Origin of the sequence: Bacillus sp. GC_Bacil_1 (genome assembly GCF_026540675.1) — a bacterium.
GTDB lineage: Bacteria > Bacillota > Bacilli > Bacillales > Bacillaceae_G > Bacillus_A > Bacillus_A cereus.
Map to the genome: position 1 here is coordinate 20891 of NZ_JALNUG010000021.1, position 12617 is coordinate 33507.

Here is a 12617-nt window from a genome sequence, read left to right on the forward strand (position 1 = left end):
ATGTACTCCCCCTTCTTATTTATCAGATGGATAAGAAGTAATAATCTTAAACCCTAATTCTCCTGACTTATCTCTTGCTAAAACAGTAACAGTTTTTACCAACTTGTCTTTTACACTCATATTTTTCTTTATTACCGTTTTTCCAACCGGGAATGAATGTGTTGTATTTAATACGAGACGAGCCTCTTTAGAATTTTTTAACCAGTCTTGAATTTCCTTATCATGCTGCTTCAAACTATCTTTTACAGCTTTCGTTGCTGTTTCCTTGTCATAGTATGTACTTGCTGCTGATACTTTATCTGTCTTCAAGCGATTCTTCAAATCTTCTTCTGATTTGCCTACATGTCTTTCAATCGTATGACCATTTTTAGGTGGCCCTTCCATTTCATCTAAAATATTATCACTAATTTTTTCTACTGATGTCGATTGATTCCCTGTTTGTTTCTCTGTTTTTTGTTCTTTTCCTGCACATCCACTTAAGATCAGCATTAGTGCCAATAAACCACTCAAGAAAAGACTACTTATTCGTTTCATCATATCACCTCTTTCATGATTATTATCGCAACTTCACTAAAAGTCAATTTCACAACGAAAAAATCTATCAGTTTTCATTTTTTTCATCTATTTTTCCATATTTACCCGCGCAATTTCATCAATCCTCTATTTTTCGACTTTTATAATATATACCCCCTATATTTTATGATTATTTCCCATATAAAAACAATGATAATATAACTATAAAACTCTTTCATACAAAGGTTTTTATAGTGTTTTTCAAAACATTTTAAAATACCCCTGTTTTTATATACCCAATACCCACATAAGGTATAAAGCCCCCTTCTTATCAACGTTTTTCTACATTATGTAAATTTACCCTTGCCTATACAAACGAAATATGGTGTAATGCAAAAAAAGATAAAGGATTTTAAACAATGGCTGAAACGATTCAAAATTTCTTAACAGAATACTATTCAATCGCAATTCCACTTAGTATCTTAATTAACATCATCATTAGTCTTTTAGGCGTTATTCCTAGCATCTTTTTAACCGCCATTAATATACAGCTCTTCGGTGTAACAAATGGCACAATCATTTCGATCGTAGGTGAGGCCTTAGGGGCTATTATCTCGTTTTATATTTACCGCATAGGCCTTCAAAAGTTCACTCACGATAAAGTAAATAAGCACCCAAAGGTAGAGCGTCTTCTTTATGTACAAGGTAGAGAGGCCTTTCTACTCGTTCTATCGTTTCGATTGATACCTTTCATCCCATCAAGTATCGTGACTTTATTTGCAGCTCTAGGGAAAATGTCATTACTCTCCTTCAGTATTGCCAGTACAATAGGTAAAATACCGGCATTATTGATTGAAGTATATTCGGCATACCAAGTCATGAACGGAACAAATGAAGCGAAGTGGATTGTGACAATCGCAGGTTGTATCGGATTATATTATTTGTGGAAAAAATGGAGAAAAAAATAAAGAAGGAGCCTATGCTCCTTCTTTATTTTTGAGGTATTTTATTAATAGCTATCCTTTAAATCCTTAGTTAATACCAACAGCACTAAACGATTGCTTAACTGCCGCTACTTCCGCAGAAGTCGCACCATATAAATCAGCTGCAGCTTGTACTGCACCAGCACGAGCTTGGCTAAATGTAGTAGATTGCGTGAAATATTGTGTATTTGCACGGTAGTAAATCGCACCTAACTTATCTTTACCAATGCCCGTTACAGTTACACCCGAATGCGTACCACCATTTGCTAATAAATAAGCTTGTTTGTTAATGATACCACTGTTTGTATGAACCCCACCGTTATCACTAGTACCAGTGTAACGCTTAGAATAATGGTCTGGGTCACCATATTTCGCTGGATCACTCATAGAGCGAAGCGCATCTCCTGCTTTACCAGGCGTGTAAATATCTTCACCAATCTCCCAATCTGGGTTACGGTTATCATAGAATTCTACTAAAGTACCAAAGATATCAGAAATCGCTTCATTTAACGCTCCTGATTCATTTTGATAAATTAAGTCCGAGCTATTTTCCGTAACAGCATGCGTTAATTCGTGACCAATTACGTCAATTCCACCAGATAATGAAGTGAATGTTACACCATCTCCATCTCCGTATACCATTTGTGAGCCGTTCCAGAATGCATTATTATACTTACTTCCGTAATGAACTGTTGATTTTAACGGTGCCCCTGCATCATTAATAGAGTTTCTATTAAATGTAGCTTTATAATAATCATATGTTTTACCTGCATAGTAATGAGCATCTACTGCCGCTGCATCATACGCTGCATTGAAAACATTATCTGCATCTACCCATAAAGTTCCTGGCAATGTAGTACGATTTTTCGCATCATATGTGAAAATCGTTGCTCCGCGCGTATTATCTTGTAAGTAGTAAGATGAGCCAGATAATGTTGTATTGAGTGATTTCGTATCTCCTAATACACCTTTACCAGTTCCTACTTTATTTGTTCCTGTTACAGGTTTTACTACTGCTTTCGCATCCTGTTTAGGAGCCTCTTGCTTAATTGGTGATTTATCTTCATTTGCTACATGATCCAATTTATTATATTTATTTAATACTTTACCGCTGTCTGCTTCAATGAAATAGTAGTAGTTTCCTGGACTTGGATCTAAGAAATTTAGATTTACAACATATGCATATGTTGTTTCTTCACCATTTTGATATACATATAAGTCCGCTTTTGGTTCTACCTCATATTTCGGTGTTACCCCTAAATCTTGCTGCGCGATTTCAATTGCTTTTGCGCCTTCAATCTTATTTTTATTTTTTAACTTTTCCTTTTTGTCTAAATCAGGTGCAACTGTTCCAGACAATACTTTTAAAGAACCGTCTTTACTTACGTGAGCTACTTGAGTAGAACCCCATACAGGTACTCCTTCGTAAACTTGTTGCATACGTACTACTGTTGAATCAGTTACAGCATCTTTCTTCACTTGTTTCACTTTGAAAGAATCTTGCGCACTCTTTTCCCCTAGCTTGTAATCACCTTTTGCTGCGTTTAAGTAATCAAACACAACAGATTCTGCTTTCTTACCAGTCGCTCCAGTTAGATCACCAGAAATAAACTCAGGTGACTGTACTGTCTCATTGTACTTCTTCGTAGAGAGTACATTTTTAGAATCCGCAAATGCAGAGCCTGTCCCTCCAAACGTTGTAACTGCCATTCCTGTCGCTAACACTAACGCTAAACTTTTCTTTTTCATGAACCTTCCCCCTAATAAAAATTTTTTTTGAAAAAGAGTAGTTTCATATTAGCATTATGTTTCCACTATTAATATACTAAAAATTCAAATAATTATTTTCTCAAGTTTTGTAGAATTTTGAGGAACAAATATTGAAAAACCCCTTTCCGGTTGGAAAGGGGTTTCTTCATTATGAATTAATTTGTTCAACGGTTTTAGCTTCTTGACCAAGGACATCTGGTTTCCAAGCATACTGAATATCTAATACTATCGCCGCAATTGACATAATTACAAATGTTCCTACAATAAACTTTTTCATAATCTCACTCCTTTTTATTCTTCTAATAATTTTATTGCTAATTTATAATAATAATTACTTTCTTTAAAATCTGCGCATTCTTCTAAGTACTCCGCCAACTCTAAATATATAGTTTTCAAATCTTTTATATTGTTTTCAGCTTTAAAAAAAGGAACTACCTCTGTTTCCAAAAACCTTTTATAAGTATCTCTTTTTTCAAAATACTTATATTGTAAACTTAATAGTAAATATAACATTCCTTTGTATCTTTCAGCTTTCTTTGCAGCAAAAATACCTTTTTCAATCCATTTCTTCGCGTCTTCAAATTCTCCCAATTGAATACATTGTAAGGATAGTTCATACATAGCATCAATATAATTCATATCCTCTTCTTTTTTATACTTTAAACATTCTATATAATACTCTTTTGCCTTCACATAATTCTTTTGACGGTAATACAAATAACCAATATTATTTAAAGCGATTGACATAATATTATCTTTATCCGCAAAAGAATTTGCTTCTCTTAGAATATGATTATAGATTTCCATCGCTTCATTATATTGTTTTTTTCGAGTATAACTAAATGCAATTAGAAATTTACAATTAATTATATTTCTAAACTTATACTCACTCTTAAAGCCTTCTAACGCAACATTGGCAAAGTATAAAGTCATGTGGTCTATTTCCATCTGACTATATGTGAGCGCTAAATTATAATATATCCCCGTTTCATAATAGCCCAGTGCCTTCGCCATGGTTTCCGTTTGCAGTAAGTACTCCAAAGCCTGTGTATATTTATACTGTAAAGAATATAATAACGCCCTACTATACGTATAAAGCATTTTTTGAAATGGTGAATATTTTTTATACACCTTTTTCAACTTATCCAATTCTTCTTCAAGAGCTACTAAGTCCCTTTTCATAATTAAATATCGCGTATACAGCAGTTTATAATAATTTATAATTTCAAAATCCAACACATGCTTCATTTCACCTTGCAACTCTTCATATATACGTTCTACTTGTTGCTTGTCTAAATGAACTAGTGCATTTAACCATTCATCCAGCTTCCCCTTCACATCTTCTTCTACATCTCTCAAATCCGTCACGGCAATTTCTAGTCTTGTGCAGAGCAATTGTAGAATTTCTTCTGATGCTTCGATCTTTCCATTTTCAATCTTACTTAAGTATGAGACAGAACAAATGCCCTGACATAATTCTTCTTGTGTCATTTTTTGCTGAAGCCGTTTGTAAAAGACTTGTTTGCCTATTTTTTCTAATGTTTGTTGCATTGTCCTCCTCCATTCTCATTACCCCATTACTCTAATAATACATAAAATCTGGAGAAATATAAATTGATAAATATAAATTTTCTAAAAAATATGCATAATTTCATTTTTTTCTCTCTTGACTTCACTTCAATATCTCTTCTTTGCTACGAATGGTGAAAAATTGGTATACTATAACCAAATTATGGAGGTGTTCTCGCGATGACTCATTATAAAGACGATAGTTATGCCTTACATACAGACCTATATCAAATCAACATGGCTTATACATATTGGAAAGATGGTATTCATAATCGCCGTTCTGTTTTTGATTTATATTTTCGAAAGCTTCCATTTGAGAACGGCTACGCTGTTTTTGCTGGCCTTGAGAAAATTGTAGAGTACATAGAAAATTTCAGTTTTACTGAAAGCGATATCGCTTATTTAGCAGAATTAAAATTTGAAGAAGAATTCCTTCATTATTTACAAAATATGAAATTCACTGGGACGATTCGCAGTATGCAAGAAGGTGAAGTTGTATTTAATAACGAGCCTTTATTACGTGTTGATGCACCACTGGGTGAAGCACAAATTATTGAAACCGCCCTCTTAAATATTGTGAATTACCAAACATTAATTGCAACAAAAGCTGCTCGTATGAAACATGCTGCAAGTAATGATGAGCTTTTAGAGTTCGGCACAAGACGTGCCCATGAGTTCGATGCCGCCCTTTGGGGGACACGCGCTGCCTTTATTGGTGGTTTCTCCTCTACAAGCAACGTTCGTGCTGGGAAACGCTTCGGGATCCCTGTAGCTGGCACACACGCTCACTCTTTCGTTCAAGCATATCGCGATGAATACGTTGCGTTTAAGAAATACGCTGAAACTCATAAGAAGTGCGTCTTTCTCGTTGATACATATGACACATTGAAATCTGGTGTTCCAAATGCAATTCGTGTTGCAAAAGAATTTGGGGATCGTATTGATTTCTATGGTATACGTCTTGATAGTGGTGATATGGCTTATTTATCGAAAAAGGCACGAAAACTACTAGATGAATCAGGGTTTACAAATACAAAAATTATCGCTTCTAGCGATTTAGATGAATACACAATTATGCACCTTAAATCTCAAGGGGCAAAAATTGACGTATGGGGCGTTGGGACGAAATTAATTACGTCCTTTGAGCAACCTGCATTAGGGGCTGTTTACAAACTAGTTGCAATTGAAGATACTGGCGGAAAATTAAATGATACGATTAAAATTTCATCTAATCCTGAAAAAATTACCACTCCAGGACTGAAACGAATTTATCGTATTATCAATCGGGTTAACGATCATGCAGAAGGCGATTATATTGCGTTAGATTCTGAAGAACCTGGAAAAGAAGAGCGCTTAAAAATGTTCCATCCAGTTCACACATATATAAGTAAATTCGTAACAAACTTTGAAGCCCGTGAACTCCATAAAGACATTTTCGTTAACGGTGAAAGAACATATGAACTACCAAGTATATTAGATATTCAACAATATAATGAACAGAGTCTCGCTCTATTTTGGGAAGAATACATGCGAACTTTAAATCCCGAAGAGTATCCTGTCGATTTAAGCCAAGAATGTTGGGATCATAAAATGAATTACATTCAAACTGTTCGAGAACAAGTTGAAAAAAACATACAAAAGTAAACAGAGAAGTTTCTCCTTCTCTGTTTTTTCAATACTATATGGATATTTGTAAAAAATATATTAAAATAATACGACGAATGTTTTTTATTTTTAAATTTTAATATTATATTATTTAAAAGTAAAATAATATTTGATATTATTTTATTAAATCAATTTCAACAAAATAACCAATAAAAAAGAGGACGCAGGTTGCGTCCTCTTTTTTATAAATCTTTCACTCGTAATACACGCATTGCATTTAACACTGCAAGTAGTGTCACACCAACATCTGAGAAAACAGCTTCCCACATTGTTGCAATACCAAAGGCACCAAGTAATAGAACGATCCCTTTTACACCTAAAGCAAAGATGATATTTTGCCACACTATACTTCTTGTGCGTTTTGCAATTTTTACAGCTGTCGCAATTTTTGAAGGCTCATCAGTCATAATAACGATGTCTGCCGCTTCAATTGCTGCATCTGATCCTAAACCACCCATCGCAACACCAACGTCTGCACGGGCTAATACTGGTGTATCGTTAATACCGTCACCAACGAAGGCAATTTTTTCTTTTCCATGCTTCGCTGCATCAATTTTTTCAATCTCTTCTACTTTTTGTTGCGGTAGTAATTCCGCATGAACTTCATCTAAGCCTAATTCTTTACCGACAGCTTCACCAACTGTTTTTGCATCACCAGTTAACATTACTGTCTTTTTAATACCTAGTTCTTTTAACTTTTGAATCGCTTGTTTCGAATCCTCTTTTACCTCATCAGAAATAACAATATAACCTGCATATTTTCCATCTACAGCAACGTGAACTAATGTACCTACTGTTTCTGGTTGTTTAAATTCAATATTTTCTTTTCTCATTAATTTTGCATTACCTGCAAAAATTTCTTTTCCTTGTACTTTTACGACTGTACCGTGACCAGAAATTTCGTTATAATCATCGATTATTTTTTCATCAATTGATTTTCCATATGCCTTTCGAATAGATTGGGCAATTGGATGGTTAGAATACACTTCAGCAAATGCCGCATACTCTAATAACTCTTCGCTTGTAGTACCTTCGCTCGGTTCCATTTTTGTAACTTTGAAAACACCTTTTGTTAATGTTCCTGTTTTGTCAAAAACAATATATTTTACATCATTTAAAGCTTCTAAATAGTTACTACCTTTTACTAACACACCACTTTTAGATGCACCACCGATACCTCCAAAGAATCCAAGAGGAATGGATACAACTAACGCACATGGACAAGAGATTACTAAGAACACTAAAGCTCTATAAATCCACTCAGAGAATGTAGCCCCTTCTAAAATAAGCGGTGGAATAAACGCCATGATCGCCGCTGTAATAACTACAACTGGAGTGTAGTAACGCGCAAACTTCGTAATAAAGTTTTCTGTTGGTGCTTTTTTACTGCTTGCATTTTGAACTAAATCTAAAATTTTCGATACAGTTGATTCACCAAACTCTTTTGTAACTTCAATTGTTAATACACCGTTTTGGTTCACAAAGCCACTTAATACATCATTTCCAACTTCAACTTCACGTGGTACAGATTCACCAGTTAATGCTGAAGTATCTACCATTGATGTTCCTTCAATTACTTTTCCGTCTAATGGTACTTTCTCACCTGGCTTAACGATAATATAATCGCCAATTTGTACATCTTCTGGTGATACTTGTTTCGTTTCATTCCCAATCTTTACATTCGCATAATCAGGACGAATATCCATTAATGAAGTAATTGATTTTCGAGAGCGGTTTACCGCAATGCTTTGGAATAGTTCTCCTACTTGATAAAATAGCATTACTGCTACGGCTTCTGAATATTGCTGAATTGCAAAGGCTCCTACAGTTGCAATTGCCATTAAGAAGTTTTCATCAAATACTTGGCCGCGAGTCATGTTTCTTACCGCTCTCCAAACGATATCTCCACCTATTAATAAATAAGCAAGGACGAATAACGGAATTGTTACCATTTGTGGTAAGCTCGCTAATGCAGCAATTGCTGTCAAAATTCCGCCGACCACTAATCTCCCTACCATCTTTTTCACGTTTGCTTCACCATGATCGTGACTATGTCCGTGGTCATGACCGTTCTTCTCTTCACGAACAACTTTCACATCTGGCTCTAACTTTTGAACGACATTTGTTATATTTGCTACAGTTGCTTCTAGTTCTCTTTTATTCGCAACTTCTACTCGTAGTTTCTTCGATACGAAATCAACAGTTGCTTCTGAGACAGCTGGCATTTCCTTCACTTTATTTTCAATTTTCATTGCACAGTTCGCGCAATCTAAACCTTCTAATATAAATACTTCTTTAGCAATTTTATTTTTTTGTTCTTCTTGCACTTTAATATGCGGTTCTAATTTTGTAACGAGTTGTTTTGCTTCCGTAACAACTTCGTTTTCTTTATTTTGTGCTGTTTCTAAGATCATTGTCTTTGTTGCGAAGTTTACAGAGCAAGAATTTACTCCTTCTATATTCCTAACACCTTTTTCAATTTTCATTGCACAATTCGCACAATCTAAACCTTCTAACATCAGTTTCTTTTTCACTAACGCTTCAGCCATCGTTCTCCCTCCTCGCGTTCTTTTTATTCTTCTTCGTTTACGTGTTCAAACGCTTGCTCGAAGATATGAATTACGTGCTGGTCAGCTAACGAATAATAAACAACCTTTCCTTCTTTACGATTCTTCACAAGTTTCGCTTGCTTTAACACACGAAGCTGATGCGAAATAGATGATTGTGTCATTCCTAATAAATAAGCTAAATCACAAACGCACATTTCAGCTTCAAATAGCGCATGTAATATTCTCGTACGTGTACGGTCACCTAATACTTTAAATAGTTCTGCTACTTTACTTAAACTTTCATCAGTTGGAATTGTTTGTTTTACTTGCTCAACAACTTCTTCATGAATTATCGTTTGAGAACATGTCTCTTGTGGTGTTTCTACTTTATTTCCAGCCATTATAGCTCACCTCTTTAATTGAACATATGAACAATTATTCATATATCTTATACTCTTATTATATGAGCGCCTACTCATATGTGTCAATGAAATCTGAATTTTTTTTATGAACATTTCGTTCACATTTTAGTAAGGCATATACATATTTTCCGCATCCTCTATATTCTCATACAAAAAAGGATGTACAATTCGCACACCCTTTTTTCATATTCCGACATAAAAATTCAACAAAGTACTATACGTTCCCTTTATTTCAACAAAAGAAAAAGCCTTGCGCGCTCCCTAGACGCACAAGGCTTACTGTGTTTATATCCCTTTAATTAGCTTGATCTAAATTATCCTGCGAACTTCCATCGTCTTTTAAATGACTATGCTTTTTCGAATAAACAAAGTATACAACTACTCCAATCGCTAACCAAATACCAAAGTATATCCATGTTGTTAACGGTAAATTTACCATTAAGAATAGACAACATGCAATTGAAATAATCGGTAAGATCGGTACAAGTGGTACCATAAATCCACGTTGTAATTTCGGATGCGTTTTACGAAGAATGATAACAGTTACACCAACCATGGCGAATGTTAATAACGCTCCAATATTCGCTAAATTCGACAATTCTTTTAAATCGATAAATCCAGCAATTAAAGCACTACCAATTCCTGTTAACCAAACTGAAAATGTTGGCGCTTCAGTCTTCTTGTTAATTTTCGCAAAAGATTTTGGTAATAAACCGTCACGACTCATTGCGAAGAATACACGTGTTGTCGCATAAATGTAAGCGAAAATTACAGCCATAATACCGATTACAGCTCCAATAGCAATTACACCAGCCACTTTATCTTGTCCTACAACCTCTAACACATATGCCATCGCTTCCGGTACATCTAGCTCTTTATAAGAAACCATACCCGTCATAACGAGACAAACTACAACATAAATGATTGTACAAATAACTAACGAAGCAATAATACCAATTGGTAGATCACGTTGCGGATTTTTTACTTCTTCAGCAGAAGTTGCTAATGCATCAAATCCTAAGAAAGCAAAGAATACTGCTGCTCCCCCTGCGAACACTCCACTTAAACCGTAAGGTGCAAATGGTATCCAGTTTTCTGGTTTCACGTAGAATACACCAACTGCAATGAATAAAACAACAATACCAATTTTAATTAATACCATTATGTTATTCACACGCTTACTTTCTTTCGTACCTCGTGATAATAACCAAGTTATCACTAACGTAACGATAACTGCTGGTAAGTTTACCATACCACCTTGCGCTGGAATTGTTAGCAACGCTTTCGGAATTTCAAGTCCCAGTCCACTCACTAAATTATTGAAATAACCAGTCCATCCGCCAGCTACTGCGGCAGTCGTTACGACATATACGGATAGTAATGTCCATCCCATTAAATGAGCAACAAACTCACCAATTGTTGCATACGAATATGTGTACACACTACCTGAAACAGGAAGTGTAGATGCAACTTCTGCATAACATAATGCTGCAAATCCACAAACAATTGCTGCAATCATAAATGAAAAAATAACTGCTGGACCAGCATCTCTTGCTGCTACTAATCCAGTTAATACTAGAACTCCTGTACCAATTATCGCACCAATCCCTAGCATTGTTAGGTCAAATGCCCCTAGCGTTTTCGTCAAAGTTTTACTTTTACTTTCCCCTAACAATTGCGTAACGGATTTCTTTTTAAATAGGTTGGCCACGATGTATGCCCCCTTTTACTAAGAAGAGCTAAGAGGTATTATCTCTTAGCTCTTATCATGTTGTATTATATATTGTTCGATTTTGTTTTGTATAATGCTTCTATTAGCAAGATACTGTTTCTGCTTCTAATAATTCTTTAGCACCTTTGTACTCTACACCGTGAGCTTCTGCAACTGCTTCAAATGTTACATAGCCATCTAATGTGTTAATACCTTTTAGTAATGCAGAGTTGCCTAGGCAAGCTTCTTTGTAGCCTTTGTTCGCAATTTGTACTGCATATGGTACTGTTACGTTTGTTAATGCAAGAGTTGATGTACGTGGAACCGCACCTGGCATGTTTGCAACTGCATAATGAACAACGCCGTGTTTTTCGTAAGTTGGGTTATCATGAGTTGTAATACGGTCAGTTGTTTCGAAAATACCACCTTGGTCAATCGCGATATCTACAACAACAGAACCTGGTTCCATTGATTTAATCATTTCTTCTGTTACAAGTTTTGGAGCTTTTGCACCTGGGATTAATACTGCACCGATTACAAGATCAGACTCTTTTACAGCTTCTGCAATATTGTAAGGATTAGACATTAAAGTTTTTACTTGGTTTCCGAAAATGTCATCTAATTGACGAAGACGTTCTGCACTTAAGTCGATGATTGTTACATCCGCACCTAGTCCAACTGCAATTTTAGCAGCATTTGTACCAGCTTGTCCACCACCGATGATTGTTACTTTACCACGTTTAACTCCTGGAACACCTGCAAGTAAGATACCTTTACCGCCTTTGTTTTTCTCAAGGAATTGCGCACCAATTTGTGCAGCCATACGACCAGCTACTTCACTCATAGGTGCAAGTAATGGTAGAGAACGGTTTTCTAATTGTACTGTTTCGTATGCAATCGCAACAACTTTCTTCTCAATTAACGCTTTTGTTAATTCTGGCTCTGGAGCTAAGTGTAAGTATGTGAATAAGATTAAGCCTTCACTGAAGTGTTTGTATTCGCTTTCAATTGGTTCTTTAACTTTCATAACCATTTCCATGTTCCAAGCTTCTTCAGCTGTATCAACAATTTTTGCTCCCGCTTCAACATACTGAGCGTCTGTGAAACCAGATCCTAAACCTGCACCCTTTTGAATGAATACTTCGTGATTGTTACGAATTAAATGTACAACACCTGCTGGTGTCATTGCCACACGGTTTTCGTTGTTTTTAATTTCTGCTGGTACCCCAATACGCATAATGAAATGCCCCCTTATAATTAACAGAAAAAAGAGATTCTTTTTTCTTTTTGTAATAATTAATAACTTATGTCCTTATTCTAGCATAACTTAAAAGTTATGAAAACGCTAACATATCATTTTTATAAAGTTTATATATTTAGAATAGTGTAAATATATAAAACATTGATTCTATTAGGGGTTTCGTGACATTCCATT

Annotated in this window: 10 protein-coding genes; 2 read left to right on the plus strand and 8 right to left on the minus strand. The window is 35.3% G+C overall.

Annotated features, from left to right (window positions below):
• Positions 1-15: 15 nt before the first annotated feature.
• On the minus strand, positions 16-534 hold the full coding sequence (locus OXT04_RS24670) for an RNase A-like domain-containing lipoprotein (RefSeq protein ID WP_000822706.1): 519 nt from the start codon (positions 532-534) through the stop codon (positions 16-18).
• A 398-nt stretch (positions 535-932) separates the two neighbouring features.
• Here OXT04_RS24670 and OXT04_RS24675 point away from each other — a divergent pair, with 398 nt between their 5' ends.
• On the plus strand, positions 933-1481 hold the full coding sequence (locus OXT04_RS24675) for a TVP38/TMEM64 family protein (RefSeq protein WP_061661012.1): 549 nt from the start codon (positions 933-935) through the stop codon (positions 1479-1481).
• Between the two features lie 63 nt (positions 1482-1544).
• On the opposite strand, the gene OXT04_RS24680 is transcribed toward OXT04_RS24675, so the two are convergent.
• The 3 genes from OXT04_RS24680 to OXT04_RS24690 form a co-directional block, all read right to left on the minus strand.
• On the minus strand, positions 1545-3245 hold the full coding sequence (locus tag OXT04_RS24680) for a M4 family metallopeptidase (RefSeq protein WP_000730376.1): 1701 nt from the start codon (positions 3243-3245) through the stop codon (positions 1545-1547).
• Positions 3246-3414: 169 nt separating this feature from the next.
• Positions 3415-3543 (minus strand): NprX family peptide pheromone, encoded by a 129-nt coding sequence (locus OXT04_RS24685; protein ID WP_000713580.1) that lies wholly within the window; start codon positions 3541-3543, stop codon positions 3415-3417.
• Between the two features lie 14 nt (positions 3544-3557).
• Positions 3558-4817 carry a tetratricopeptide repeat protein gene (locus OXT04_RS24690; RefSeq protein ID WP_061661011.1) on the minus strand — a complete coding sequence of 420 codons (1260 nt, stop codon included), beginning with the start codon at positions 4815-4817 and terminating at the stop codon, positions 3558-3560.
• 198 nt (positions 4818-5015) lie between these two features.
• Between OXT04_RS24690 and OXT04_RS24695 the strand changes: the two genes are divergently transcribed.
• Positions 5016-6479: a nicotinate phosphoribosyltransferase gene (locus OXT04_RS24695; RefSeq protein ID WP_086422020.1), complete on the plus strand. Its 1464-nt coding sequence runs from the start codon at positions 5016-5018 to the stop codon at positions 6477-6479.
• Positions 6480-6682: 203 nt separating this feature from the next.
• Here OXT04_RS24695 and OXT04_RS24700 read toward each other — a convergent pair whose 3' ends face one another.
• The 4 genes from OXT04_RS24700 to ald form a co-directional block, all read right to left on the minus strand.
• On the minus strand, positions 6683-9049 hold the full coding sequence (locus OXT04_RS24700; protein ID WP_267418264.1) for a heavy metal translocating P-type ATPase: 2367 nt from the start codon (positions 9047-9049) through the stop codon (positions 6683-6685).
• Between the two features lie 23 nt (positions 9050-9072).
• The gene (locus tag OXT04_RS24705; RefSeq protein ID WP_000918378.1) at positions 9073-9450 is read right to left on the minus strand and encodes an ArsR/SmtB family transcription factor; all 378 of its coding nucleotides are present in this window, start codon (positions 9448-9450) and stop codon (positions 9073-9075) included.
• A 316-nt stretch (positions 9451-9766) separates the two neighbouring features.
• A complete protein-coding gene (locus tag OXT04_RS24710; protein WP_001284896.1) occupies positions 9767-11182 on the minus strand; it encodes an amino acid permease in 1416 nt (471 codons plus the stop codon).
• Positions 11183-11285: 103 nt separating this feature from the next.
• Positions 11286-12419, minus strand: a complete 1134-nt coding sequence (ald, locus tag OXT04_RS24715; protein WP_001219741.1) for an alanine dehydrogenase — start codon at positions 12417-12419, stop codon at positions 11286-11288.
• Positions 12420-12617 lie beyond the last annotated feature (198 nt).